Origin of the sequence: Citrobacter sp. KTE151, from assembly GCF_000398845.1 — a bacterium.
In the GTDB taxonomy this organism is placed as follows: domain Bacteria; phylum Pseudomonadota; class Gammaproteobacteria; order Enterobacterales; family Enterobacteriaceae; genus Citrobacter; species Citrobacter braakii.
The window spans coordinates 340,288-366,913 of sequence record NZ_KB976064.1 but is presented as its reverse complement, the minus strand read 5'-3'; the positions used below and the strand labels follow the sequence as shown (position 1 = coordinate 366,913).

Annotated in this window: 25 protein-coding genes, 1 pseudogene and 1 other annotated feature; of the genes and pseudogenes, 12 read left to right on the top strand and 14 right to left on the bottom strand. The window is 50.8% G+C overall.

What is annotated here, in order from left to right; translation table 11 throughout:
• Positions 1–234: 234 nt before the first annotated feature.
• Positions 235–2,913, bottom strand: coding sequence for a bifunctional acetaldehyde-CoA/alcohol dehydrogenase (gene adhE / locus WC7_RS12985; protein ID WP_016153272.1), 2,679 nt, complete (start codon positions 2,911–2,913; stop codon positions 235–237).
• A gap of 486 nt (positions 2,914–3,399) precedes the next feature.
• Between adhE and ychE the strand changes: the two genes are divergently transcribed.
• The 7 genes from ychE (at position 3,400) to WC7_RS13020 (ending at position 11,325) form a co-directional block, all read left to right on the top strand.
• Positions 3,400–4,047: an NAAT family transporter YchE gene (gene ychE / locus WC7_RS12990; RefSeq protein WP_003020714.1), complete on the top strand. Its 648-nt coding sequence runs from the start codon at positions 3,400–3,402 to the stop codon at positions 4,045–4,047.
• 772 nt (positions 4,048–4,819) lie between these two features.
• On the top strand, positions 4,820–6,451 hold the full coding sequence (oppA, locus tag WC7_RS12995; RefSeq protein WP_016153271.1) for an oligopeptide ABC transporter substrate-binding protein OppA: 1,632 nt from the start codon (positions 4,820–4,822) through the stop codon (positions 6,449–6,451).
• A 121-nt stretch (positions 6,452–6,572) separates the two neighbouring features.
• On the top strand, positions 6,573–7,493 hold the full coding sequence (gene oppB / locus WC7_RS13000; RefSeq protein WP_003020708.1) for an oligopeptide ABC transporter permease OppB: 921 nt from the start codon (positions 6,573–6,575) through the stop codon (positions 7,491–7,493).
• Between the two features lie 14 nt (positions 7,494–7,507).
• Entirely contained in the window at positions 7,508–8,416 is a 909-nt protein-coding gene (gene oppC / locus WC7_RS13005; protein ID WP_003020701.1) for an oligopeptide ABC transporter permease OppC, read from the top strand.
• Positions 8,417–8,427: 11 nt separating this feature from the next.
• Positions 8,428–9,441, top strand: a complete 1,014-nt coding sequence (gene oppD, locus WC7_RS13010) for a murein tripeptide/oligopeptide ABC transporter ATP-binding protein OppD (RefSeq protein ID WP_003833364.1) — start codon at positions 8,428–8,430, stop codon at positions 9,439–9,441.
• The gene (gene oppF, locus WC7_RS13015) at positions 9,438–10,442 is read left to right on the top strand and encodes a murein tripeptide/oligopeptide ABC transporter ATP-binding protein OppF (protein ID WP_016153270.1); all 1,005 of its coding nucleotides are present in this window, start codon (positions 9,438–9,440) and stop codon (positions 10,440–10,442) included. The genes oppD and oppF overlap by 4 nt, the downstream gene beginning before the upstream one ends.
• A 46-nt stretch (positions 10,443–10,488) precedes the next feature.
• Positions 10,489–11,325: an ion transporter gene (locus WC7_RS13020; protein ID WP_016153269.1), complete on the top strand. Its 837-nt coding sequence runs from the start codon at positions 10,489–10,491 to the stop codon at positions 11,323–11,325.
• A 36-nt stretch (positions 11,326–11,361) separates the two neighbouring features.
• Here the strand turns inward: WC7_RS13020 and WC7_RS13025 are convergent, their stop codons facing one another.
• Together WC7_RS13025 and cls are read right to left on the bottom strand one after the other, a co-directional pair.
• Positions 11,362–11,691: an HI1450 family dsDNA-mimic protein gene (locus WC7_RS13025; RefSeq protein ID WP_003020691.1), complete on the bottom strand. Its 330-nt coding sequence runs from the start codon at positions 11,689–11,691 to the stop codon at positions 11,362–11,364.
• A gap of 34 nt (positions 11,692–11,725) precedes the next feature.
• Positions 11,726–13,186: a cardiolipin synthase gene (gene cls, locus WC7_RS13030; RefSeq protein ID WP_003020687.1), complete on the bottom strand. Its 1,461-nt coding sequence runs from the start codon at positions 13,184–13,186 to the stop codon at positions 11,726–11,728.
• 142 nt (positions 13,187–13,328) lie between these two features.
• Here cls and WC7_RS26700 point away from each other — a divergent pair, with 142 nt between their 5' ends.
• Entirely contained in the window at positions 13,329–13,502 is a 174-nt protein-coding gene (locus tag WC7_RS26700; RefSeq protein ID WP_016153268.1) for a YciY family protein, read from the top strand.
• 51 nt (positions 13,503–13,553) lie between these two features.
• Here WC7_RS26700 and WC7_RS13035 read toward each other — a convergent pair whose 3' ends face one another.
• Positions 13,554–13,850, bottom strand: a complete 297-nt coding sequence (locus tag WC7_RS13035; RefSeq protein ID WP_003020675.1) for a YciI family protein — start codon at positions 13,848–13,850, stop codon at positions 13,554–13,556.
• Positions 13,851–14,074: 224 nt separating this feature from the next.
• Here WC7_RS13035 and tonB point away from each other — a divergent pair, with 224 nt between their 5' ends.
• Complete coding sequence (tonB, locus tag WC7_RS13040) at positions 14,075–14,791, top strand: TonB system transport protein TonB (protein ID WP_016153267.1); 717 nt, start codon at positions 14,075–14,077, stop codon at positions 14,789–14,791.
• A 75-nt stretch (positions 14,792–14,866) separates the two neighbouring features.
• On the opposite strand, the gene yciA is transcribed toward tonB, so the two are convergent.
• The 4 genes and pseudogenes from yciA to WC7_RS27125 form a co-directional block, all read right to left on the bottom strand.
• Entirely contained in the window at positions 14,867–15,268 is a 402-nt protein-coding gene (gene yciA, locus WC7_RS13045) for an acyl-CoA thioester hydrolase YciA (protein WP_016153266.1), read from the bottom strand.
• A gap of 165 nt (positions 15,269–15,433) precedes the next feature.
• On the bottom strand, positions 15,434–15,973 hold the full coding sequence (locus WC7_RS13050; protein ID WP_016153265.1) for a septation protein A: 540 nt from the start codon (positions 15,971–15,973) through the stop codon (positions 15,434–15,436).
• Positions 15,974–16,027: 54 nt separating this feature from the next.
• Positions 16,028–16,771, bottom strand: a complete 744-nt coding sequence (locus WC7_RS13055) for a YciC family protein (RefSeq protein ID WP_016153264.1) — start codon at positions 16,769–16,771, stop codon at positions 16,028–16,030.
• Between the two features lie 28 nt (positions 16,772–16,799).
• Positions 16,800–16,886: pseudogene (locus WC7_RS27125) on the bottom strand (YkgJ family cysteine cluster protein); the annotation flags it as partial.
• Between the two features lie 283 nt (positions 16,887–17,169).
• Here WC7_RS27125 and ompW point away from each other — a divergent pair.
• The 3 genes from ompW to WC7_RS13070 all read left to right on the top strand — a co-directional run bounded on the left by ompW (position 17,170) and on the right by WC7_RS13070 (position 19,868).
• Complete coding sequence (gene ompW / locus WC7_RS13060) at positions 17,170–17,808, top strand: outer membrane protein OmpW (RefSeq protein WP_016153263.1); 639 nt, start codon at positions 17,170–17,172, stop codon at positions 17,806–17,808.
• A gap of 132 nt (positions 17,809–17,940) precedes the next feature.
• The gene (locus WC7_RS13065; protein WP_016153262.1) at positions 17,941–18,216 is read left to right on the top strand and encodes a hypothetical protein; all 276 of its coding nucleotides are present in this window, start codon (positions 17,941–17,943) and stop codon (positions 18,214–18,216) included.
• 179 nt (positions 18,217–18,395) lie between these two features.
• Positions 18,396–19,868, top strand: a complete 1,473-nt coding sequence (locus tag WC7_RS13070; RefSeq protein WP_016153261.1) for a GGDEF domain-containing protein — start codon at positions 18,396–18,398, stop codon at positions 19,866–19,868.
• A 32-nt stretch (positions 19,869–19,900) separates the two neighbouring features.
• On the opposite strand, the gene trpA is transcribed toward WC7_RS13070, so the two are convergent.
• From trpA to trpL, 6 genes are all read right to left on the bottom strand, one after another.
• Positions 19,901–20,707: a tryptophan synthase subunit alpha gene (gene trpA, locus WC7_RS13075; RefSeq protein ID WP_016153260.1), complete on the bottom strand. Its 807-nt coding sequence runs from the start codon at positions 20,705–20,707 to the stop codon at positions 19,901–19,903.
• The gene (gene trpB / locus WC7_RS13080; protein ID WP_003020645.1) at positions 20,707–21,900 is read right to left on the bottom strand and encodes a tryptophan synthase subunit beta; all 1,194 of its coding nucleotides are present in this window, start codon (positions 21,898–21,900) and stop codon (positions 20,707–20,709) included. The genes trpA and trpB overlap by 1 nt, the downstream gene beginning before the upstream one ends.
• 10 nt (positions 21,901–21,910) lie before the next feature.
• The gene (gene trpCF / locus WC7_RS13085) at positions 21,911–23,269 is read right to left on the bottom strand and encodes a bifunctional indole-3-glycerol-phosphate synthase TrpC/phosphoribosylanthranilate isomerase TrpF (RefSeq protein WP_016153259.1); all 1,359 of its coding nucleotides are present in this window, start codon (positions 23,267–23,269) and stop codon (positions 21,911–21,913) included.
• Positions 23,270–23,272: 3 nt separating this feature from the next.
• Complete coding sequence (gene trpD, locus WC7_RS13090) at positions 23,273–24,868, bottom strand: bifunctional anthranilate synthase glutamate amidotransferase component TrpG/anthranilate phosphoribosyltransferase TrpD (protein ID WP_003020639.1); 1,596 nt, start codon at positions 24,866–24,868, stop codon at positions 23,273–23,275.
• Positions 24,868–26,430, bottom strand: coding sequence for an anthranilate synthase component 1 (locus tag WC7_RS13095; protein WP_016153258.1), 1,563 nt, complete (start codon positions 26,428–26,430; stop codon positions 24,868–24,870). The genes trpD and WC7_RS13095 overlap by 1 nt, the downstream gene beginning before the upstream one ends.
• Positions 26,431–26,453: 23 nt before the next feature.
• Positions 26,454–26,548: a sequence feature (Trp leader region), on the bottom strand.
• Positions 26,525–26,569, bottom strand: coding sequence for a trp operon leader peptide (gene trpL / locus WC7_RS25535; RefSeq protein WP_012905981.1), 45 nt, complete (start codon positions 26,567–26,569; stop codon positions 26,525–26,527). Its footprint overlaps the feature before it by 24 nt.
• Positions 26,570–26,626: the final 57 nt, after the last annotated feature.

Sequence of the window (26,626 nt, the reverse complement as noted above, 5' to 3'; positions counted from 1 at the left end):
CTACGCGCTTCTGGGCGCTTATTAGCACAGGGTAGGCTGCGACATTCGCTAATGTTCGCTACCCTGTCAGACACTCTCCTGACGCTATTCTCGCATCCTCCTAAGCATCCTTTTACAGGTTCACCCTTTAAACGTCGCTGAATTGGTCATGTATCGATTCTGATAACGTAAGATGTAAAAAAACGGCCCCAATTCGGGACCGTTTATGGTGAAACTAAAACTTATCTGGATGAATTAAGCGGATTTCTTCGCTTTCTTCTCAGCTTTCGGAGCAGCTACTGCTTCAGTCTTAACGGCGGTTTGATCTTCGCTGTATTCACGACCGTAGTAGGTATCCATCAGGATCTGTTTCAGTTCAGAAATCAGCGGGTAACGCGGGTTAGCACCAGTACACTGGTCATCAAACGCATCTTCAGACAGTTTGTCCACGTGTGCCAGGAAGTCAGCTTCCTGAACGCCAGCTTCACGGATAGACTTAGGAATACCCAGTTCAGCTTTGATTTCGTCCAACCAGCCCAGCAGTTTCTGGATTTTTGCAGCAGTACGGTCGCCCGGTGCGCTCAGACCCAGATGGTCTGCGATTTCAGCGTAGCGACGACGAGCCTGCGGACGGTCGTACTGGCTGAATGCAGTCTGTTTAGTCGGGTTGTCGTTCGCGTTATAACGAATAACGTTGCTGATCAGCAGGGCGTTCGCCAGACCGTGAGGAATGTGGAACTGAGAACCCAGCTTGTGCGCCATTGAGTGACATACACCCAAGAAGGCGTTAGCAAACGCAATACCGGCGATGGTTGCTGCACTGTGTACACGCTCACGCGCTACCGGGTTCTTAGAACCTTCGTGGTAGGACGCTGGCAGGTTTTCTTTCAGCAGTTTCAGCGCTTGCAGAGCCTGACCGTCGGAGAACTCAGAAGCCAGCACGGATACGTAAGCTTCCAGAGCGTGAGTGACGGCATCCAGGCCACCGAACGCACACAGGGACTTAGGCATATCCATCACCAGGTTGGCGTCAACAATAGCCATGTCCGGAGTCAGCGCATAGTCTGCCAGCGGATATTTCTGACCAGTTGCATCGTCAGTAACAACCGCAAACGGAGTAACTTCAGAACCGGTACCAGAAGTGGTGGTGACGGCAACCATCTTCGCTTTTACGCCCATTTTCGGGAACTTGTAGATACGTTTACGGATGTCCATAAAGCGCAGTGCCAGTTCTTCGAAGTGGGTTTCTGGGTGTTCGTACATAACCCACATGATTTTCGCGGCATCCATCGGGGAACCGCCACCCAGCGCGATGATCACGTCTGGTTTAAAGGAGTTAGCCAGCTCAGCACCTTTGCGTACAACGGTCAGAGTTGGGTCAGCTTCCACTTCAAAGAACACTTCGGTTTCAACGCCAGCAGCTTTCAGCACGGAGGTGATCTGGTCAGCATAGCCATTGTTAAACAGGAAGCGGTCGGTCACGATCAGAGCACGTTTGTGACCATCGGTAATCACTTCATCCAGTGCGATTGGCAGAGAGCCACGACGGAAGTAGATAGATTTCGGAAGTTTGTGCCACAACATGTTTTCAGCTCGCTTAGCAACGGTTTTCTTGTTGATCAGGTGCTTAGGACCAACGTTTTCAGAGATGGAGTTACCACCCCAGGAACCACAACCCAGAGTCAGGGAAGGCGCGAGTTTAAAGTTGTACAGGTCACCGATACCACCCTGAGAAGCTGGGGTGTTAATCAGGATACGTGCGGTTTTCATCATCTGACCAAAGTATGCAACACGTTCAGGCTGGTTGTCCTGGTCGGTGTACAGGCAAGAGGTATGACCGATACCGCCCATCGCAACCAGTTTTTCAGCTTTAATAACGGCGTCTTCGAAGTCTTTCGCACGGTACATTGCCAGCGTCGGAGACAATTTTTCGTGAGCGAACGGTTCGCTTTCGTCAACAACTGTCACTTCACCGATCAGAATCTTAGTGGTTTCTGGTACGGAGAAGCCTGCCAGTTCAGCAATTTTGTATGCCGGCTGACCAACGATAGCCGCGTTCAGCGCGCCATTTTTCAGGATAACGTCCTGAACGGCTTTCAGCTCTTTGCCTTGCAGCATGTAGCCGCCGTGAGTCGCGAAACGCTCACGTACTGCGTCGTATACAGAGTCAACGACAACAACGGACTGTTCAGAAGCACAAATTACGCCGTTATCGAAGGTTTTAGACATCAGAACAGATGCAACAGCACGCTTGATATCAGCGGTTTCATCGATAACCACAGGGGTGTTACCTGCGCCTACACCGATTGCCGGTTTACCGGAACTGTATGCTGCTTTAACCATGCCTGGACCACCGGTCGCAAGGATCAGGTTGATGTCCGGGTGGTGCATCAGCGCGTTTGACAGTTCTACGGAAGGTTGATCGATCCAGCCGATCAGATCTTTCGGTGCGCCAGCAGCAATTGCTGCTTGCAGAACGATATCAGCCGCTTTGTTAGTGGCATCTTTAGCACGCGGATGCGGAGAGAAGATGATGGCGTTACGCGTCTTCAGGCTGATCAGTGATTTGAAGATTGCAGTAGAAGTCGGGTTAGTGGTTGGAACGATACCGCAGATGATACCAATCGGTTCAGCGATGGTAATGGTACCGAAAGTGTGGTCTTCAGCCAGCACACCACAGGTTTTTTCGTCTTTATATGCGTTATAAATGTATTCGGAAGCAAAGTGGTTTTTAATCACTTTATCTTCGACGATGCCCATGCCAGATTCGGCAACGGCCATTTTCGCGAGAGGGATTCGAGCGTCTGCGGCAGCCAGAGCGGCGGCACGGAAGATTTTGTCAACCTGTTCTTGAGTGAAACTGGCATATTCACGCTGGGCTTTTTTTACGCGCTCTACAAGTGCGTTAAGTTCAGCGACATTAGTAACAGCCATAATGCTCTCCTGATAATGTTAAACTTTTTTAGTAAATCATCTGCTCGATACGAGAGTATAGACAGATCGACGAAAATTTGTGTAACGTTTTGAAAATCAAACGGTTAATTAACGTCCACTTTACCTTGATTTACTAAAAGAGCTTATACGCTAGCGCCACTTAATTCTAACGCGCTACCTCCAGGTGGTGTAAGCAGATTACTCACTTCTGAGTAGTAATTGCGTGATCTGGATCAAAATTTCGCAAAGCTGACACCTTTCAGCAGGCCCTTTTAGCGTTTATCGGTAAGTGTTAATGAATTGGTGGGGTGAATGCTATTAACATTAGCATATTTAATACATATTAATAACACTAAGTATTAGAAGTGTATTTACGTAGATATACACAGATAGAAGGTGAAGTATGCTGACAAAAGGCGTATCTTCAGCGCGGATTTTATCAATTTTTATGACTCATTTTATCCGGCTAACGCTTCGGAGCTAACCGTGATCCAAACGCTATTTGATTTTCCTGTCTATTTTAAATTTTTCATTGGGTTATTCGCATTGGTTAACCCGGTCGGGATCATCCCTGTCTTTATCAGTATGACCAGCTATCAAACGGCTGCTGCGCGAAATAAAACCAACCTTACGGCAAACCTGTCGGTTGCCATCATCCTGTGGACTTCGCTGTTCCTTGGTGACGGTATTCTGCAGCTCTTCGGAATCTCGATAGATTCGTTCAGGATTGCCGGCGGCATTCTGGTGGTGACTATCGCAATGTCGATGATTAGCGGAAAACTGGGCGAAGATAAGCAAAACAAACAGGAAAAATCAGAAACAGCAATCCGCGAAAGTATCGGCGTAGTGCCGCTGGCATTGCCGTTAATGGCGGGGCCGGGGGCGATAAGCTCAACTATTGTTTGGGGTACGCGTTATCACAGTGCGATTAACCTGTTTGGTTTTTTTGTGGCGATTGCGTTGTTTGCCCTGTGCTGTTGGGGACTGTTCCGCATGGCACCGTGGCTGGTACGGCTGCTGGGCCAAACCGGTATCAACGTCATTACGCGTATTATGGGATTGTTGTTAATGGCCTTAGGGATCGAATTCATTGTGACTGGAATCAAGTCCATTTTCCCCGGTTTACTTGCCTGATATTCCTCTTCGGCATCAACGGAGCCTCTTTCGGCTCCGTTTCCTTTCGTTATTAGTAAAACTTCTCACTAAAGTTGAAAATCAGTATAGAAATATAAAAATACCTGATGGTTATTCATTGATTTATTCATCCATTTTATGGATATAACACTCAATGGTCCATCAGAGGGATCCCGATGTCACTGTTATTTTATTAACATCATACTCTGGGGCTTGCTGAAGGATTATCGAAATGTTATTAGTTATTTCAGCGTTTTTTTTAGATGAATGTGCTAATTAATAACCAATTGTTAAATTTATGTGTATTTTGGCGTGGTGTTGACACAGGACTGGGGGGTTAACACTGCGTGTGATGCAATATATTGATTTTTATCGTTTTATTGTCACAATCTTTCATTCGTAAGACTTTTTTAGTGAGATTTATTTCCAATAAAAGAGAATTGGTTAACAAATTTGTAAAATGTATTGGCGGTTAAGAAACGCATTTGATACTTTCCGGCCAGGTATTATGCAGAAGAATTCACGTTGATGAGAATCATTTTCAATTAGTTTCTCTCAACAGGGTAATAACGTGTTTCCGGCAGGGGAGGCACGTAGATAATCGACGCAAGGCGGTCATACGAATCGCCAGAAATAAATAAAGTCGGTGATAGCAAGCAGTAAAACAAGAAACTACCTGACGGCAGAAAATCTCCGGTGCCGTACAGGGATCCTGACAGGATTAACAGTCTGGTTAAAAAACCAGCCATAATAATGAGGGAGTACAAACACAATGACTAACATCACTAAAAAAAGTTTAGTAGCTGCGGGGATCCTAACTGCGCTAATCGCTGGGAATGTTGCTACGGCGGCAGTTGTGCCAGCAGGTGTGCAGCTTGCTGAAAAGCAGACTCTGGTGCGTAATAACGGTTCGGAAGTTCAGTCACTCGATCCACATAAAATCGAAGGTGTACCTGAATCCAATATCAACCGTGACCTGTTTGAAGGTTTATTAATCAGCGATGTCGATGGCAAACCATCGCCTGGCGTGGCTGAAAAGTGGGAAAATAAAGACTTTAAGGTGTGGACATTCCATCTGCGTAAGGACGCTAAGTGGTCTGACGGCACGCCTGTTACCGCGCAAGATTTCGTGTATAGCTGGCAACGCCTGGCTAATCCAAATACCGCGTCACCGTACGCCAGTTATTTACAGTACGGTCACATTGTCAATATTGACGATATTATCGCCGGCAAAAAGCCGATCACCGATCTCGGTGTCAAAGCTCTCGACGATCATACATTTGAAGTCACCCTGAGCGAGCCGGTTCCTTATTTCTACAAATTGCTTGTGCACTCATCCGTTTCTCCGGTTCCTAAAGCAGCGGTTGAAAAATACGGTGAGAAATGGACCCAGCCCGCTAACATCGTCACCAACGGCGCCTATAAGCTGAAAGACTGGGTGGTCAACGAGCGCATTGTACTTGAGCGTAACACCAACTACTGGGACAACGCCAAAACGGTTATTAACCAGGTTACCTACCTGCCAATTTCTTCTGAAGTGACTGACGTTAACCGCTATCGTAGCGGCGAAATCGACATGACCTATAACAACATGCCGATCGAGTTATTCCAGAAACTGAAAAAAGAGATCCCGAACGAAGTTCACGTTGACCCGTATCTGTGCACCTATTATTACGAAATCAACAACCAGAAAGCACCGTTCAACGATGTTCGTGTTCGTACCGCCCTGAAACTGGCGTTGGATCGTGACATTATCGTCAACAAAGTTAAAAACCAGGGGGACCTGCCGGCGTATAGCTTTACCCCTCCTTACACCGATGGCGCGAAACTGGTTGAACCAGAGTGGTTCAAATGGTCTCAGGAAAAACGCAATGAAGAAGCGAAAAAACTGCTGGCTGAAGCCGGGTATACCGCTGAAAAACCGTTGACCTTTGACCTGCTGTATAACACCTCAGATCTGCATAAAAAGCTGGCCATCGCTGCGGCATCTATCTGGAAGAAAAATCTGGGCGCCAACGTGAAGCTGGAAAACCAGGAATGGAAAACATTCCTCGATACGCGCCATCAGGGTAACTATGATGTTTCGCGTGCAGGCTGGTGTGCGGATTACAACGAACCAACATCCTTCCTGAATATGGTGCTGTCTGACAGCTCCAACAACACCGTCCACTATAAGAGCCCGGCGTTTGATAAGCTGATTGCGGATACGCTGAAAGTGACTGATGAAGCGCAGCGCAGCGAACTGTATTCGAAAGCGGAACAGCAGTTGGATAAAGATTCTGCGATTGTACCGGTTTATTACTATGTTAACGCCCGCCTGGTGAAACCATGGGTTGGCGGATACTCCGGTAAAGACCCGATGGATAATATCCACGTTAAAGACTTGTATATTATCAAGCATTAATGGCAAGACGTGGGGCAATCATTTTGCCCCACAGTGTCTTTTTTCTTCGAACTATTAACACCGCTTTACCTGAACGTCGGGCTAGAAGAGGTGTAAAGGCACACGCCAGAAGGTACGGGCAATGTTAAAATTTATATTACGTCGCTGTCTGGAAGCGATTCCGACGCTGTTTATACTTATTACGATTTCATTCTTTATGATGCGCCTTGCGCCGGGAAGCCCATTCACCGGGGAACGCGCGTTACCGCCAGAGGTACTGGCTAATATCGAAGCGAAATATCATCTTAACGATCCTATCTCGACGCAGTACTTCAGCTACCTCAAGCAGCTGGCGCATGGCGATTTTGGGCCATCTTTTAAATATAAAGACTATACAGTAAACGACCTTGTGGCCTCGAGCTTTCCGGTTTCTGCGAAGCTGGGAGCTGCGGCCTTTATTCTGGCGGTCCTCGTTGGCGTTAGCGCAGGGGTGATAGCCGCGCTGAAACAAAATACGCGTTGGGACTACACGGTGATGGGGGTGGCAATGACCGGGGTGGTTATCCCCAGTTTCGTGGTCGCTCCCTTATTGGTCATGATATTTGCTATAACCTTGAAATGGCTGCCCGGAGGCGGCTGGAACGGCGGGGCGTTGAAATTTATGATCCTGCCGATGGTGGCCTTGTCACTGGCTTATATCGCCAGTATCGCCCGTATTACCCGCGGTTCGATGATTGAAGTGCTGCACTCTAACTTTATTCGTACCGCGCGCGCTAAAGGGTTGCCGATGCGGCGGATTATTTTCCGCCATGCGTTAAAACCTGCGCTGTTGCCCGTGCTGTCCTATATGGGACCAGCATTTGTCGGCATTATTACCGGTTCGATGGTTATTGAAACCATCTATGGTTTGCCGGGCATTGGCCAGCTGTTCGTCAATGGCGCGTTAAACCGCGACTATTCGCTGGTCCTGAGCCTCACCATACTGGTAGGGACGCTGACCATCGTGTTTAACGCGATTGTTGACGTGCTGTATGCCGTTATCGACCCGAAAATTCGTTACTGATACTGGAGCTCGCTATGATGTTAAGTAAGAAAAACAGCGAAGCGCTGGAGAATTTCAGTGAAAAGCTGGAGGTCGAGGGCCGCAGTCTGTGGCAGGACGCGCGTCGACGCTTTATGCATAACCGCGCGGCGGTAGCAAGCCTGGTCGTGCTGGTGATTATTGCGCTGTTTGTGACGCTGGCGCCGATGCTGTCGCAGTTTACCTACTTCGATACCGACTGGGGTATGATGTCCAGCGCGCCGGATACAGAATCTGGACACTATTTCGGCACCGACTCGTCAGGTCGAGACCTGCTGGTTCGTGTGGCGATTGGCGGTCGCATCTCGCTGATGGTCGGCATTGCCGCGGCGTTGGTCGCGGTAGTTGTCGGCACGCTATACGGTTCTCTGTCGGGCTACCTCGGCGGTAAAATCGACTCCGTGATGATGCGTCTGCTGGAAATCCTCAACTCCTTCCCGTTCATGTTCTTCGTGATTCTGCTGGTCACTTTCTTTGGGCAAAATATCCTGCTGATTTTTGTCGCTATTGGGATGGTATCCTGGCTGGATATGGCGCGTATTGTGCGTGGGCAAACGCTGAGTCTCAAGCGCAAAGAGTTTATTGAAGCAGCGCAAGTGGGTGGGGTATCTACCGTGCGCATCGTTATCCGTCATATTGTGCCGAACGTGCTGGGCGTGGTGGTGGTGTACGCTTCGTTGCTGGTGCCCAGCATGATCCTGTTTGAATCCTTCCTGAGCTTTTTGGGTTTAGGGACGCAGGAGCCGTTAAGTAGCTGGGGGGCGTTGCTGAGTGATGGTGCCAACTCGATGGAAGTCTCACCATGGCTGCTGCTGTTCCCGGCAGGCTTCCTGGTGGTCACTTTGTTCTGTTTTAACTTTATTGGCGATGGCCTGCGTGATGCCCTCGACCCGAAAGACCGTTAAGGAGTGCAGCCATGAGCGTAATTGAAACCTCAACCGCGCCGCTCGCGCAACAACAGGCTAACGCACTGCTGAACGTTAAAGATCTGCGCGTGACGTTTGCCACTCCCGACGGCGATGTGACTGCGGTAAACGATTTAAACTTTTCTCTGCGAGCTGGAGAAACGCTGGGTATTGTTGGGGAATCCGGTTCAGGGAAATCGCAAACGGCCTTTGCCCTGATGGGCCTGCTGGCGGCAAATGGCCGTATCGGAGGTTCCGCAACCTTCAACGGACGTGAAATTCTGAATTTACCGGAACGTGAGTTGAACAAACTGCGCGCCGAGCAAATCTCGATGATTTTCCAGGACCCGATGACCTCTCTCAATCCGTACATGCGAGTCGGTGAGCAGTTGATGGAAGTTCTCATGCTGCATAAAGGCATGAGCAAAGCGGAAGCCTTTGAAGAATCTGTAAGAATGCTGGATGCGGTGAAAATGCCGGAAGCGCGTAAGCGTATGAAAATGTATCCGCATGAATTCTCCGGCGGGATGCGTCAGCGCGTAATGATCGCCATGGCACTGTTGTGCAGGCCTAAATTACTGATAGCCGATGAGCCGACTACCGCGCTCGATGTTACGGTACAGGCGCAAATCATGACCCTGCTGAATGAACTGAAAAGCGAATTCAACACTGCGATTATCATGATCACCCACGATCTGGGAGTAGTTGCCGGTATTTGCGATAAAGTTTTGGTGATGTACGCCGGACGTACCATGGAATATGGCAGTGCGCGGGATGTCTTTTATAAGCCCGTTCATCCGTATTCGATTGGTTTGCTGAATGCCGTACCTCGTCTGGATGCCGAAGGGGAAGAGATGCTGACTATTCCGGGCAACCCGCCGAACCTGTTGCGTCTACCAAAAGGCTGTCCATTCCAGCCGCGTTGCCCGCATGCGATGGAAATCTGTAGCAGTGCTCCGCCACTGGAAGAGTTTAGTCCGGGCCGCCTGCGCGCCTGCTTTAAACCGGTGGAGGAACTGGTATGAATGCGGTCACCGAACAACGAAAAGTGCTCCTTGAAATTGCCGATCTTAAAGTCCATTTCGACATTAAAGACGGTAAGCAGTGGTTCTGGCAGCCGTCTAAAACCCTGAAAGCGGTTGATGGCGTGACTCTGCGACTGTATGAAGGTGAAACCCTGGGCGTGGTCGGCGAATCAGGCTGTGGAAAATCGACTTTTGCCCGTGCGATTATTGGCCTGGTGAAAGCCACCGATGGAAAAGTCGCCTGGCTGGGTAAAGATTTGCTGGGCATGAAACCCGATGAGTGGCGGGAAGTGCGTAGCGATATTCAGATGATTTTCCAGGATCCGCTGGCATCACTGAACCCGCGCATGACCATCGGTGAAATCATTGCCGAACCGCTGCGGACTTATCATCCGAACCTGTCTGGTCAGGAAGTCCGCGACCGTGTGAAGACGATGATGATGAAGGTAGGGTTGCTGCCAAATCTGATTAACCGCTACCCGCATGAGTTTTCCGGCGGTCAGTGTCAGCGTATTGGTATTGCCCGGGCGCTGATCCTCGAGCCGAAGCTGATTATTTGCGATGAACCGGTTTCGGCGCTGGACGTATCCATTCAGGCCCAGGTGGTGAACCTGTTACAACAGCTCCAGCGTGAAATGGGATTATCGTTAATCTTCATTGCTCACGACCTGGCGGTGGTGAAACATATCTCCGATCGCGTGCTGGTCATGTATCTCGGACACGCGGTGGAATTAGGGACTTATGATGAGGTGTACCATAATCCGCTGCACCCTTATACCAAAGCGTTGATGTCTGCAGTGCCGATTCCCGACCCGGATCAGGAAAGGAACAAGGTTATCCAGTTGCTGGAAGGCGAATTACCGTCGCCGATTAATCCTCCTTCCGGCTGCGTGTTCCGTACGCGCTGCCCGATTGCCGGACCGGAATGCGCAAAAACCCGCCCGGTTCTCGAAGGAAGTTTCCGTCACGCAGTTTCCTGCCTGAAAGTAGACCCGCTATAATCCTGAGGGCTGACAAAGGTCAGCCCTTCTTTTTGGTGAGGTATATGTGTCAGGTTTAGTCTCTTCTGTCCGCCGCGCGCTCTATCGCAAATTATTCGATTTAAACACCCGTTCAGGGCGTCGCTTTGAAGGTATGTGTGCGCTGTTCGCCTTGCTCAGCGTTATTGTTATCTTCATTGAGTCCGGCGTCGGGACGCAATACCATTTAACCTTCGAGGAATGGCGCATTTTTGTCTGGCTGGAGGTCTTTATTACTCTGGTCTTTACTCTCGAATATTTTCTTCGCTTATGCAGCTGGGCCAATCCCGCTAAATATGTGTTTAGCTTCTGGGGGATTATCGATCTGGCCACCATTCTACCGCTATACGTGATGTGGCTATGGCCTGAAATCAGTTTGAGCTATGTCTTCGCCTGGCGAGCGATGCGTGTCCTGCGCGTCTTGCGTATTCTCAAGCTGCTGCGTTTTATGCCTTCTCTGCGAGTGTTCTGGTATGCGTTAAAAAGCGCCCGTCATCAACTGATGTTGTTCTATTCCTTTATTGCCATTCTGATGGTTGTTTTCGGCGCGATGATGTATCTGATAGAAGGGCCCAAATATGGCTTTACTACGCTGAATGCGTCTGTGTATTGGGCAATTGTTACGGTCACCACCGTCGGCTACGGTGACATTACACCGCACACGCCGTTGGGACGCATGGTGGCGTCAGTGCTTATCCTGATTGGATACTCTGTGATTGCGATACCGACCGGATTGATAACCACACACATGAGCAGTGCATTCCAACAGCGAGGATATCAGCGTAGATGCCCGCAGTGTCAGCAGGCGCAGCATGAACATAGTGCGCAGTTTTGTAACCGCTGCGGAAGTAAACTGCCGGGCTAAAAATGAAAAAAGCTGCGAGAGCAGCTTTTTTGTTTGTTACTCGCGCCAGAGAATATGGCAGAGTTTGTGATCTTTTTCGCGACATAATAAAACGCGCGCAAAAATATCGTTAATCTCGCCGTCTTCTGTATCTGCCAGACCAATCACCACTTCAGCAAAGAAGTCAGGGTTCAGGTCAAAATCAACATGCTCCTGCCAGTCTTCTGCAGGGTCGAATAACTCGGCACCACCGCGCTCTTCAAACTGTAAATTAAACAGAATGATGTCGGCTGGATCCAGGTTGTCCGCAGCCAGTTCGAGAAAAATATCGTAAGCCTGCTCAAGCGTTTCGTCTTCAGTCAGGCGATTGTTCAAATCCATATCCATAGTGACTACCTGTTTACTGTCTGATGGGCACGTTTTACAGCAACGGACTAAAGAAGTAAAACAGTCGCTCAGCGATCCGCTGCCAGAGTGGTCGTTTTACCCACAAACGGGCATCAAGCAGACGAGAACGTGAAATATAATCATCCTGTACTGCTGCGAGATCGCCACCGAATCCGGCATCATCAATGACCAGCGTGATTTCAAAATTGAGCCACAGACTGCGCATATCCAGGTTAACGGTACCGACCAGGCTCAGCTCGCCATCGACCAGTACGCTCTTGGTGTGCAGTAAGCCACCTTCGAACTGATAGATTTTAACGCCAGCCGCCAGCAGCTCAGTGAAAAAGGCCCGGCTTGCCCAGCCAACCAGCAGGGAATCATTCTTGCGTGGAAGAATAATACTGACGTCGACCCCGCGCTGTGCCGCCGTACAGATCGCGTGCAGCAGATCGTCGCTGGGAACGAAGTAGGGCGTGGTCATAATTAAATATTCACGTGCCGAATAAGCCGCGGTTAACAGCGCCTGATGAATCAAATCTTCAGGGAAGCCAGGTCCCGAAGCGATTGTGTGAATGGTGTGGCCGCTGGCCTGCTCAAACGGCATGATATTGACGTCTGGCGGCGGGGGCAGAATGCGCTTGCCGGTCTCAATTTCCCAGTCGCAGGAATAGACGATGCCCATAGCGGTGGCTACCGGGCCTTCCATTCTCGCCATCAAATCCACCCATTGCCCGACGCCTGCATCTTGTTTGAAGAAACGGGGATCGACCATGTTCATGCTGCCGGTATAAGCAATATAGTTATCGATCATGATCATTTTGCGGTGCTGACGCAGGTCCATACGGCGTAAAAATACACGCATCAGGTTTACTTTCAGCGCTTCAACAACCTCGATACCCGCGTTACGCATCATCGCGGCCCATGGGCTGCGAAAGAACGCCACGCTACCCGCGGAGTCCAGCATCAGGCGGCAGTGAATTCCACGCCTTGCGGCAGCCATTAATGACTCGGCGACCTGATCGGCCATACCGCCTGGTTGCCAGATGTAGAACACCATCTCGATGTTGTGACGCGCCAGTTGAATATCACGGATCAATGCCTGCATCACGTCATCTGAACTGGTGAGCAACTGCAGTTGATTTCCTTTAACGCCAGCGATTCCCTGACGACGCTCGCACAGCTTAAATAAGGATGACGCGACGCTGCTGTTTTCCTGCGCAAAAATATGCTTACAGGCTTTTAGATCGTTCAGCCACTTGGCCGTTGACGGCCACATTGCCCGGGCGCGTTCGGCGCGACGTTTACCAAGGTGGAGCTCACCGAAGGACAGATAAGCAATGATCCCTACCAATGGCAGAATATAGATGATCAAAAGCCAGGCCATTGCGGAGGGCACTGCGCGTCGTTTCATTAGAATGCGTAATGTTACGCCAGCAATGAGTACCCAGTAACCCAGAATGACCAGCCAACTCACCACGGTGTAGAAGGTTGTCATAAATTTAAAAATCCTTTTGAAAGCGTATTGTTAAGAGTTTACGCATCAGGATTAATCTGGCAAATAAAAACACGGGAAAACCACTGGTCTGCATTCGGTGTGGCGTTATAATGGCCGTTCAGTGACTGAAAGAGTAGTAAACATGAAGCGTAGTAGAACGGAAGTGGGACGCTGGCGGATGCTGCGTCAGGCTAGCCGCCGTAAAGCACGTTGGCTTGAAGGACAATCGCGCCGTAATATGCGTATCCATACCATCAGAAAGTGTATTCTCAACCATCAACGTAACTCGTTGCTGTTTGCGATCCACAACATCTGATCTCAAAAGGGCACCGCTGGCGGTGCCCAATGTCTGCTTTTCGTTTTGTTTTTAAAATACTTTTTTGTACGGTTTTACTGAGACCTGCGCATAAACACCTGCCGCTACGTAGGGATCGGCTTCCGCCCACGCCTGCGCGGCTTCTAAAGATTCAAATTCTGCGATCACCGTTGAGCCGGTAAAGCCTGCGGCGCCCGGGTCGTTACTGTCAACCGCTGGCATGGGACCCGCCGTGAGCAAACGGCCTTCGTCATGAAGGAGTTGCAGACGAGCCAGATGAGCAGGGCGTACGGAAAGACGTTTTTCGAGAGAGTCTGCGATATCTTGAGCGTAAATAACGTACAGCACGGGTAGAGCTCCTTGAACGGTAAAAGGTCATATTTACGTTATTGGAAAGGCCTGGTAACTGCAACGGAAAGATAACTAATATGTTAAGGCCATACTTTGAAAATGGTTTTTTATCATAAAATCGCGTTTTAAATGCCAGTTAGCTTCACGGTCTTATTGAATATGATTGCTATTTGCATTTAAAATCAGGGCCTGGTTTTTTTACTGAAACGATTATGACTTCAATGACCCTTGATTTACCTCGTCGCTTTCCCTGGCCTACGTTACTTTCTGTCGGCATTCATGGTGCTGTAGTGGCAGGTTTGCTGTATACCTCGGTACATCAGGTTATTGAACTGCCTGCGCCAGCGCAGCCGATCTCCGTTACGATGGTTGCGCCTGCCGATCTTGAACCGCCTCAGGCCGTTCAGCCGCCGCCGGAACCTGTCGTCGAGCCTGAACCGGAGCCAGAACCGATCCCCGAACCGCCAAAAGAAGCGCCGGTAGTGATTGAGAAACCGAAGCCCAAACCTAAGCCGAAGCCAAAACCGGTGAAAAAGGTGGAAGAGCAGCCGAAGCGTGATGTTAAACCAGCAGAGCCGCGTCCGGCATCCCCGTTTGAAAATACGGCGCCTGCTCGTCCAACAACCAGTACCGCTCCGGCAACCACTAAACCGGCGGTGAGCGTACCATCGGGTCCGCGAGCCTTAAGTCGTAATCAGCCTCAATATCCGGCACGTGCACAGGCGTTGCGCATTGAAGGCCGTGTGAAGGTCAAATTTGACGTGGCCTCGGATGGCCGGGTTGAAAATGTGGAAGTTCTGTCCGCACAGCCTGCGAATATGTTTGAGCGTGAAGTGAAAAATGCGATGCGCAGATGGCGTTATGAAGCCGGTAAGCCAGGTTCCGGGCTGGTGGTGAATATTGTTTTCCGCCTGAACGGCACAACACAGATCGAGTAAGCATCAGGCCGGATTTGGCGTTACGACGCCAAATCCGGCAGAATGATTGCCGGATGGCGATGCTTGCGCGTGCTATCAGGCTAGGGAGGGAATCGGCCGCGGTTTACCGTCTTTATCAACGGCAACGTAGATAAACAGGGCTTCGGTAGCTTTATAGCGCTGGCCGATAGGTTCTGAAGCGACTTTCTTCACCCAGACTTCAATATTAATGCTGATCGAGGTCGTCCCGCGTTTCACGCAGCGTGCATAGCAACAAACCACATCGCCCACGGCAACCGGGCGCAAAAAGCTCATTCCTTCAACCCGCACCGTTACCACGCGACCATGTGCGATCTCTTTGGCCTGAATAGCGCCACCTATATCCATTTGCGACATCAGCCAGCCGCCAAAAATATCACCGTTCGCGTTGGTATCGGCAGGCATAGCCAGAGTGCGTAAAACCAGTTCGCCCTGGGGAGTGTTATTCGTTGTTGTCATTGTAGAACCGACTATAGAGAAAGATTACAGGCGCGATGCTACTAGAATTTACGCGCTGAGAACAGAGGGGATGCGGCCTGCGGGGCGGAAGTAAGCCTGGTTGCTGGCAACAAGGAACGCGAAGGGATAAAAATTCGCCAGATCCGGAGATCTGGCGAGCATTTATTACGATTTATCTTCCTGCGGAAGGTGGCGGTAAATATAGACTCCGCTCAGTAACGTAAATAGTAAAGTCAGGGCGGTCAGGCCGAACACTTTAAAGTTGACCCAAATATTCTGCGGTAGCCAAAACGCGATATAGATATTCGCCAGACCGCACAGGATAAAGAAGACGGCCCAGGCGAAGTTAAGTTTTGTCCAAACCGGCTGTGGCAAGCTCAGCTCTTTACCTAACATGCGCTGAATCAGCGGCTTTTTCATTACCCATTGGCTAACCAGCAGCGCACCGGCAAACAGCCCGTAAATCACCGTTACTTTCCACTTAATGAATTCATCATTGTGGAAGAAAATGGTCAGGCCACCGAACACGGCTACCAGAACAAAAGTGATTAATGCCATCTTCTCGACCTTGCGATAGCGGACCCAGCTGTAAATCAAAACCACAGCCGTCGCAACAATCAGCGCCGAGGTCGCCGCGTAGATGTCATAGAGCTTATAAAAAGCAAAAAAGACAACCAGCGGTAAAAAATCAAGAAACTGCTTCATTCTTCGATTCCGTCATCAAAAGCACCGGGTACAAGCCCGGAATGCGTTCAGGGTTTATTGGCGAATTAGCATGTACAGGCGGAACAAATAGATCAGCAATACGGCGGAGATCATATTGCTCAGCGTATTCGCCAATACCGCGCCTACATTTGGCGTAAGTACCGCAAAACTTGGCGCAAAAAGCAACAACAACGTTTTTGCCAACAGCCAACCGATCACTGCTGGTGCAACCAGACGCATATTCGACCACGCCAGACGCATACTGTTGCGCATCGCGGCAAAGACACCCATTTTGTCCTGTACTAACATCACCGGTGCAAGTGCCAGCAGGATAGCCAGCAGAATACCGGGTACTACCACCAGCATAATACCGATTTGCACCAGCAGAGTAGTCAGAAAAATCAGAATAAACAGCTTCGGCAAAACCGGCGCGCTGGCACCGATGGCGCGTAACGCGCTGACCCGATGACCGGCTGAAATCAGCTGAATCATCAGGATAATGCCTCCGGCGAGGATGGCATTACCAATCAGACCGGAAAACGTCGACGCCGCGGAAGCGCGTAGCAAAATTTGCTGTTGCTCCGGGGTCATGTTTTGCACCAGATCGAACAATCCCACGCTGCTGGTTAACTGATCGCCTTCACTAAGTTGCGCAATTTGTGCGTCGGTGGGAGAAAAGGCATGCCCTAACACCACCGTGATAAACGCGCACAACAACGATACCAGCAAGATGGTAATGAATTGATTACGGAAAAAGTTTCCCGTGTCACGGTAAACGGATTTCGCCGTGATAGACATGCACTCTCCTTGAGTTTTGCAGGTGTTCATTTGTGGGCAATTGTACCCTGGATAACTCTACAGTGGCAGCATCGCGCGGTGTATGGAAAAGCATATCTTTGTAAAGCCCCGGTAATTTTTGACTATGACTTCAGCGTCATGCAAGAACGTTGGTTGTTCTCTGCGCATCACGAACAAATAACCATCGCTATTCTGCAACGGAGGTCAGGTACTTGCGTGGCGAAAATATATCAAAATTGATCTGAATTAGGTTAACCAGGATTTTGAATGCAAGTTCTAACTTAATCTGGATCAATAAATGTTAAATTATCAAAGTCAATGTGATCCAGGTTAGATCACTTATTACTCCAATGTGGGTATATTCGTTCCGCTTTTATAACCATAACGATGGAGCGGACATGAAAAAATTAACAGTTGCAGCAGTGGCTTTAACAACTCTTCTCTCTGGTAACGTATTTGCGCATGAGGCCGGAGAATTCTTTATTCGTGCAGGTTCTGCCACCGTCAGACCGACGGAAGGCGCGGGTGGTACGCTGGGAAGCCTGGGTGGCTTTGATGTCAGCAATAACACGCAGTTGGGTCTGACATTTACCTACATGGCAACCGACAATATCGGTGTTGAATTACTGGCAGCCACGCCGTTCCGCCATAAAATTGGCACTGCCACAACAGGTGATATTGCGACCGTTCACCATTTACCACCAACCTTAATGGCACAGTGGTATTTCGGCGATTCCAGCAGCAAACTGCGTCCGTACGTTGGTGTCGGTGTGAACTACACCACCTTCTTTGACGAAGGCTTTAACAATAACGGCAAAGAAACCGGTTTATCTGACCTGAGCCTGAAAGACTCCTGGGGCGCAGCAGGGCAAGTGGGTATGGACTATCTGATTAACCGCGACTGGCTGATTAACATGTCGGTCTGGTACATGGATATCGACACCACCGCGAGCTACAAACTGGCTGGCGCGCAACAGCATGACAGCGTCCGCCTCGATCCGTGGGTGTTTATGTTCTCCGCGGGTTATCGCTTCTAAGTCCGTGATTAAAATACGGAAAAGCTGATCGTTCCACGGTCAGCTTTTTTATTACCAGTTTATTTCTTCCTGCCTTTCTCCCCGTCGATGTAATGCTACTCTTTAAGCAAACTGGCTTTGAGGGTATTGACGATGATGTTGACTCGCCACCTGCTACAACAAAAAATCACACTTTTGGAACCTTTCACCGGAGATGAAACGGCAGAGTTCGCCGTGAGTGCCGCGCGTGATTTATTGAATTTTATGGATAAAATTGAAGTGCTGGAGAAACGCATTGCGACTCCGGTTAAACTACCTTATTGCAGCGCCAGTCCTGTTTGTGAGATCGAAGCGGGCTACGCTGCAGGCGTGAGCGATTGTCGTGAGGCCATTCGTCGGGCGGGGTATCCGATTGAGGGTGATGATTAGTTTGCATTTATGTTAACAAAAATGTGCTTTTATTGTATAAGTCTGTAACGCACACAACGGCGGGCTTCTAAGGCATCAGCTTAGGGACGGTTAACATTCTCAATCAACATACAGCGCAGTTATGCAACGACATAAACGGGTAACCGGTTTGGCAATATGTTAACTATCAGGGTGAACTCGTGAAGATTGTGCAGGACAAGCTCAGAAACAGGCAGGCACTGCTGGTATCAGGGCTCATTACGTTGATATTTACGTCGTTGTTTCTGTTTATAATTTATGAGCAGCGGATGGCTGCAGTCAGTGACGGTGTTAACCGCATGCAAGCGCGCATGATGGACATTTTTAACGATAATGAGCTGATCGCCGATGCGATTGGTGAGCGCTATCACCATATTAAATCGGGTGAGCAATGTGGCGATATTTCACAATTTGTTCCCCGCAATGAGATTGAATGGGGAATTAACGCCGACCCAAAGCGTCTGCATTCGGTAACGGGGACAATTATTGCCCAGCAAGCCAGCCACAACGCGCTGTGTATGTATACGGCGGCGGAGTTTATTCGCGGTATGGTTAACGAGCTAAATCCGGGCAGCTTCGATGCTCATCGTTATATTATCGCCAAAAATTCAGATTATTTTTACTGGTTTATGGCTTCCGATTCGCGCAACTTCAGTTTCTCAAATTCTGAAATGGCGCGGGATCTCACCAACTTTTTCTATCCGCCGGTCGATTTCTATACCCGACTGTTGCAAAAAAACGTCAAAAACAAAGCCCTTAGTTCAACGAACTTCTATACCGATAAAATTACCGGTGAAAAAGCTTACAGCGTGGTGAGCTATATCTACGATCTGTCTGGCAAAGAGATATCAGACCAAATCGTGGCCTATCTGGTTTATGACCATTCAAAGCCCGAATTGCAGGAAGCGTTGGCTCAAGCATTTGACTACCAGCTCCCACCAGAGCTGAATGTGGAATTGGTAAATTTGACCAACAATGAAAGTCTCTGTTTATCCGGTAAATGTACAGGTCAATCCCGTTTTTTAGTGCGCAATTTTTCGGAGAAATATGCGCTGCACTATTCGCTTTCATTAGGCCGTTTTATGACGCGCGATACCCATGCCGGGATCGTGATCCTGCTGGCGCCGTTCTTTTTCATCATGATTAGTTTCTCGCTAAAATCATGGCTGAACGAAAGCGACCTGAAGGTGTATATAGACACCCTGACTGGTTGCTTTAATCGCCGAATACTCGACATCATCAAGCGCCGAGATTTATCACACTGTTCGGTGGTGCTACTGGACTGCAATAAGTTCAAGGCCGTCAATGATACCTGGGGTCACGCGGCAGGCGATCGTGCGCTGCAAATTATCGCCAACAGGATGTTATCAAACACCCGCACCAGTCACGATATTGTGATTCGTACCGGCGGGGATGAATTTATGATCCTGCTGTTTCGCTCGCAGGCAACTGATGCCATCGCAATTGCTCAACGTATCAGCGGGCAGGTGACCAGCCATGTATTTGTAGTGGACGGTCATACCGTGCCATTGTCAGTATCGTGGGGGATTGCAGAGGTGAACGGTGAACTGGATGTGGCTATTCAGAATGCAGATAGCGCCATGTATAAAATGAAGCACACGAAAGAAGCGTAAAACCGCCAGAAGTCTCTGGCGGTTGTTTTAGCTTACTGCCGGGTGGCGGCTTTCATCGCGCTGACAAAAGCTTTCAGCTCAGCCAGCATCTGTTCCGGTGCCGCAACATTTTTCTCAATAATTTTCACAATTGCCGAGCCGGAAATAGCGCCAGCAGCGCCAGCGTCAATCGCGCCGGTTACCTGTTCAGGTGCAGAGATACCAAACCCCTGTAAAGAAGGCGGAGCATCATATGCTTTCAACTTTTCGACCAGGTGATGCAGCGGTAACGCCGCTCGATTTTCTGCACCGGTCACGCCCGCACGCGAAAGCAAATAGGTATAGCCGCGGCCATGAGAGGCTATCTGGCGCAGCAGTTCTTCATCAGCGTTCGGTGGGCAGATAAAAATTGGCGCAATGTTGTGGCGGAGCGCCGCAGCTCTGAATGGTGCGGACTCCTCAACGGGAACATCGGCCACTAACACGGAATCCACGCCCACTTTTTCACACTGGGCGTAAAACTCGTCAATGCCCTTGCTAAACACCAGGTTGGCATACATCAGCAAGCCAATGGGAATCGTAGGGTGCTTCTGGCGAATCAGCGCCAGCATTTCAAAGCATTGCGACGGCGTGACGCCGGTGGCAAACGCACGCAGGGTAGCTTCCTGAATGGTTGGACCATCAGCCAGCGGATCGGAGAACGGAATACCGAGCTCAAGGGCATCAGCACCGGCTTCAATCAGCGTATCAATGATTTTCAGTGACTGCTCAACAGACGGATCGCCCAGGGTTACGAAGGGGACAAAAGCACCTTCTTTGCGGTCCTTCAGCTGTGCAAACAGGTTTTCGTAACGTTCCATCAGATTTCCCCTCGCGCTTTCAGAATATCGTGTACGGTGAAAATGTCTTTGTCGCCGCGACCGGAGAGATTAACCACCAGTAACTGCTCTTTTTCCGGGTTTTCACGCATCATTTTCAATGCGTGAGCCAGGGCATGGGAGGACTCCAGCGCCGGAATAATCCCCTCGTGCAGACACAGCGTTTTGAAGGCCTCGAGCGCTTCGTCGTCGGTGATCGAAACATAATCGGCGCGACCAATGCTGTTCAGATACGCATGCTGCGGCCCGACAGACGGGAAATCCAGCCCCGCGGAAATAGAGTAAGACTCTTCAATCTGTCCTTCTTCGGTCTGCATCATCGGGGACTTCATGCCGAAGTAAATCCCGACACGACCATGCTTCAACGGTGCGCCATGTTCCCCTGATTCAATCCCATGGCCGCCAGGCTCGACGCCAATCAGACCGACGCTGGTTTCATTAATAAAGTCCGCGAACATACCGATGGCGTTAGAACCGCCGCCCACGCAGGCGATAACCGCGTCCGGCAGGCGACCTTCTTTTTCAAGGATCTGCGCTTTAGTTTCCTCGCCGATCATGCGCTGAAATTCACGAACAATGGTCGGGAAGGGATGTGGACCCGCCGCCGTACCGAGCATATAGTGCGCGGTATCGTAGCTGCCAGACCAGTCGCGCAGCGCTTCGTTACAGGCATCTTTCAGCGTTGCAGAACCGCTGTGAACCGGGATAACTTCAGCCCCCATCAGACGCATACGGAAAACGTTTGGCGACTGGCGTTCAACGTCTTTTGCACCCATATAAATACGGCATTTCAGCCCCAGCAGTGCGCTGGCGAGAGCTGATGCAACACCGTGCTGGCCCGCGCCGGTTTCGGCGATGATCTCCGTTTTCCCCATACGTTTCGCCAGTAATGCCTGGCCCAGCACCTGGTTGGTTTTGTGCGCGCCGCCGTGCAGCAAATCTTCACGTTTGAGATACAGCGTAGTGTTGGTGCCTTGAGTAATGTTCTGGCATTTGGTCAGGGCAGTTGGACGACCAGCATAGTTTTTCAGCAGGTCTGTAAACTGCGCCTGAAATTCAGGATCCTTTTGCGCGCTGACAAAAGCTTCTTCCAGCTGGCGCAGGGCAGGCATCAGAATCTGTGGCACATACATACCGCCAAATTCACCAAAATACGGATTGAGTAATGTTGTCATGTCCTTTTCCTTAATATGCGCGCAGCGTCTGAAAGACCGAAGCCAAAAGACGTGCATCCTTGATGCCCGGCTGTGACTCTACGCCAGAATTGAAATCGAGACCGGCACAGCCGGTTTTTGCCGCGTCAACGCAGTTATCAGCGCCGAGTCCGCCAGCCAGTAAAACGTTATCCAGCGATTGTCCGCCTAAAAGTGACCAGTCGAAGCGTTGACCGCTGCCGCCCTGACCATTGTCGAATACGTATTTATCGACGTGCTGATAATCACGAGCTGGCAACGTTTCGCTGACGCTTAAAGCCTTCCAGATTTGCACCTGTTCGGGTAGCGCGTCGCGCAGGGCGTCAACATAGGCCTGGTCTTCGCTACCATGCAATTGCACGGCTGTTAGCCCCAGAGCCACCGCTGTTTCACGCACGTCGGTGATCTCTGCGTTGCGAAATACCCCGACATATTGCAGCGGTGCGCCGGTCATGACCTCGCGCGCGTGTTCAATGCTGACCGCGCGTGGCGATGTGGACACAAAAATCAACCCGCCGTATATGGCACCCGCTTCGTATGCCGCGTTTGCATCCTGAGCCCGGGTTAAACCGCAGACTTTATTTTCGCCGAGCAGAACGCGACGCACGGCACCATGCAGATCATCATGCGACATCAACGCAGAGCCAATCAGAAAACCGTTGGCGAAGTGGCTGAGTTCTCGCACTTGACCATAGGTATTGATACCGGACTCGCTGATGACGGTTACGCCATGACCCAGTCGCGGCGCAAGTTGGCGGGTGCGATTCAGATCAATCGACAGGTCGCGTAAATCACGGTTGTTGATACCGACCACTTTGGCACCCAGTGCGATAGCACGCTCCAGCTCTTCATCGTTACTGACCTCGGTCAGTACGCCCATTTTCAAACTGTGGGCGACGGCGGCGAGTTGACGATATTGCTCATCATCAAGTACCGACAGCATCAGCAGACAGGCGTCCGCCTGATAGAAGCGCGCCAGGTAAATCTGGTAAGGATCGATAATAAAGTCCTTACACAGAATCGGTTGCGGTGCGATGCGGCTGACGATGGGCAGGAAATCAAAGCTCCCCTGGAAATATTTCTCATCGGTCAGTACGGAAATCGCGGAAGCATATTGTTTATATACGCCCGCAATCTGTGCCGGGTCGAAGTCATCACGGATCACGCCTTTTGACGGAGACGCTTTTTTGCACTCCAGAATAAAGGCGGTGCGTGCACCTTGCAGCGCATCGTAGAAATCACGAGAGCTGGGTTGAACATCATTCTGAAAGCTGGCCAGCGGTTGTTGCTGTTTGCGGGCTTCTACCCAAATCGCCTTGTCTGCGACAATTTTCGCTAAAACGGTTTGCATCATTTACCCTCTTGCTGCCAGTGCAGTGACACGGTCATAGGCCGCGCCGCTGCGCAGTACATTAATCACGGTTTGCGCATTGGCTTTTAAATCTTCTTCACCGTGCAGGCGCATTAACATGGCGACATTCGCGGCAACAGCAGCTTCATGAGCGGCTTCACCTTTACCTTGTAACAAGCGACTAAGAATGTCACGGTTTTCTTCCGGCGTGCCGCCAGCCAGCTGTTCCTGGTGGTAAGGCGTCAGGCCAAAGTCTTCCGCCGTCAGTTGATAGCTCTTGATTTCGCCATCATGCAACTCTGCCACAATGGTCGGTGCATGCAGGGAAACTTCATCCATGCCACCGCTGTGCACCACGGCTGCCCGCTGATACCCCAACACGCGCAGCGTTTCGGCAATCGGCAGCACCAGTTCCGGACTGTAAACGCCGATCAGCGCCAGCGGCGGATGTGCCGGGTTAATCAACGGGCCGAGGACGTTAAACAGCGTACGGGTTTTCAACTGTTGGCGTACCGGCATAGCATGGCGAAAACCGGTGTGGTATTTCGGCGCAAACAAGAAACACACACCGAGGTCGTCAAGTGCCTGACGGGATTTATCGGCGTTCATATCCAGATTGATGCCAAAAGCCGCTAACAGATCCGAAGAGCCCGACTTGCTGGAGACGCTGCGGTTGCCGTGTTTGGCGACTTTCAGTCCGCAAGCGGCCGCCACAAAGGCGCTGGCGGTGGAAATATTGATACTGTTGCTGCCGTCCCCGCCGGTACCGACAATATCGGCAAACAGATAATCAGGTCGCGGGAACGGGGCGGCGTTTTCCAGCAACGCGGTTGCCGCACCGGCAATTTCATTCGGGTGCTCGCCGCGAATTTTCATGCTCACCAGCGCCGCAGCCAGTTGTTCCGGCTTCAGTTCACCGCGTACCACGGCGGAGAACAGCTGGTGGCTTTCCTGCTGAGACAGCGTCTGTGCCTGATACAGTTTCTCCAGAATAGGTTGCAGGGTATTGGTCTGTTCGAGTTTCTGTTGCGCCCAGGCCAGCGTTTGCTCCAGCAGACGTGCGCCCTGGGTGGTGAGAATGGATTCTGGATGGAACTGGAAGCCACATACACGATCGGTATCGTGACGTACCGCCATCACCATGCCGTTAAAGTGGGCGTTGATGGTCAATCCGGCCGGAACGTTGCTGCCAACCAGCGAGTGATAGCGCGCCACCGGCAGCGGATTTGCCAGACCGGCGAACATTGCCTGACCATCGTGTTCAATGCTGGACGCTTTGCCGTGCAGGATTTCCCCCGCCTGTCCCACGTATCCACCATAGGCCTCAACAATGGCCTGATGCCCCAGACAAATGCCGATGATTGGCAGCTTGCCGCGCAGGCGGGTTAACAGCTCCGGCATGCAGCCCGCTTCGCTTGGCGCACCTGGACCTGGAGAGAGCATCAGCACCGGATTTTTCATGGTCGCTAAGCGGTCTATTAATGTCTGGGCCGGAATATGGTTGCGGTAAATCACCACGTTATGACCGTTTGTACGCAGCTGATCTGCCAGGTTATAGGTAAAAGAGTCGATATTATCGAGCAGCAGAATATCAGCCATTAGAAGGTCTCCTGTGCGTGGTGTGCGGTGGCGATAGCACGCAGAACCGCACGCGCTTTATTACGTGTTTCATCGGCTTCTGACTGCCCAACGGAATCCAGAACAATTCCGGCGCCAGCCTGTACGGTGGCAATACCGTCTTCCACGAGGGCGGAACGAATCACAATACAGGTATCCAGATCGCCATGGGCCGTGAAGTAACCTACTGCACCGCCATAGCTGCCGCGACGACGGCCTTCGGCCTCGGCGATAAGTTGCATGGCGCGAACTTTCGGCGCTCCGCTTAGCGTACCCATGTTCATACAGGCGCGGTAAGCATGCAGCACATCCAGATCGCTACGCAGCTCGCCGACTACGCGGGAAACCAGGTGCATAACGAAGGAATAACGATCCACTTTGGTGAGATCAGCAACGTAGCGGCTGCCGGGCGTACAGATGCGCGCCAGGTCGTTACGCGCCAGGTCTACCAGCATCAGGTGCTCGGAAAGCTCTTTATGATCGGTACGCATCTCCAGCTCAATACGGCTGTCGAGATCGCGGTCCAGTGAACCGTCCGCACGACGACCGCGTGGGCGGGTCCCGGCAATCGGATAGATTTCAATCTGCCGGCTGGTGGCATCGTATTTCAGCGAGCTTTCCGGAGAGGCGCCGAACAGTGTGAAATCGTTGTCCTGCATAAAAAACATGTACGGGCTAGGGTTACTTTTCTTCAGCACATAGTAGGCCGCCAGCGGTGACGGGCAGGGCAGCGAGAAACGACGGGATGGAACCACCTGGAAAATTTCGCCAGCGCGAATGGCTTTTTGCATACCACGAACCACGGCGGCAAACTCTTCATCGCTCTGATTGCATTCGCAGCGCATGTGCGGAACTTCAGTGACGGGCAGCGGCGGCGTAGGTTCGGTAAGCTGCTGGCTCAGTTGCGCCAGACGGGCATTAAGACGCTGTTTTTCTGCATCGCTGGGGGTAAATATGCTGGCCTGAATGCGGGTGCTTTTCTTCTGATGGTCGATGACCATGAGCGTTTCTGCCAGATAGAAGCAGTAGTCAGGGCAACGGTTGCCCGCTTCAAGCTGAGGTAAATCTTCAAAACCGGCAACCAGGTCGTAGGAAAACAGACCGCCGAAGAACATCGCTTCACGCTCTTGCGCAGGAACATGAACCAGCTCCTGCAATAAACGGAAGGCATCAAATACGGACAGGGAACATAAGCGGGCGTCTTCATCCAGCAGCGGGCTAACGGCAGGGAATCGCAGATGGCGACCATTCGGCTGTTGTTTGTTCTCAACACCCGCTGGCAGGGCAGCATCCAGCAGCGGCAGCAGCGATGCGCCGTTGGCGGATAATGCCTGAATGGTGACAGTGTCACCGATGGCGGTAATGCGTAATGCGCTGTCGACCAGCAGCAAGCTCTTCAGATCGTCTTTGCTGTCGATATCGGCAGATTCCAGCAGCAGCGTTGCCGGACGTGCGCCACACACCTGATGAAACAGCGCCGTCGGATTTTCACGGTAGGCGGCATCGCAGGCAAGCAGTTCAAGTGTCGGTTTTTGTGTTTGCATCGTTATTCTCATTAATTTTGTTCAAAAAAAAGCCCGCTCATTTGGCGGGCCGGGTATCTGGTTGCATATTGCAGACGTAAGACACTGCCCGAAATCAGGAAGTGCGCCACCAACCGTGCAGAACAAATGTTGCTTTCATCTCAGATACCTTCTTCATGTGAACTTGCGTACTAGTTAACTAGTTCGGTGGAATAAA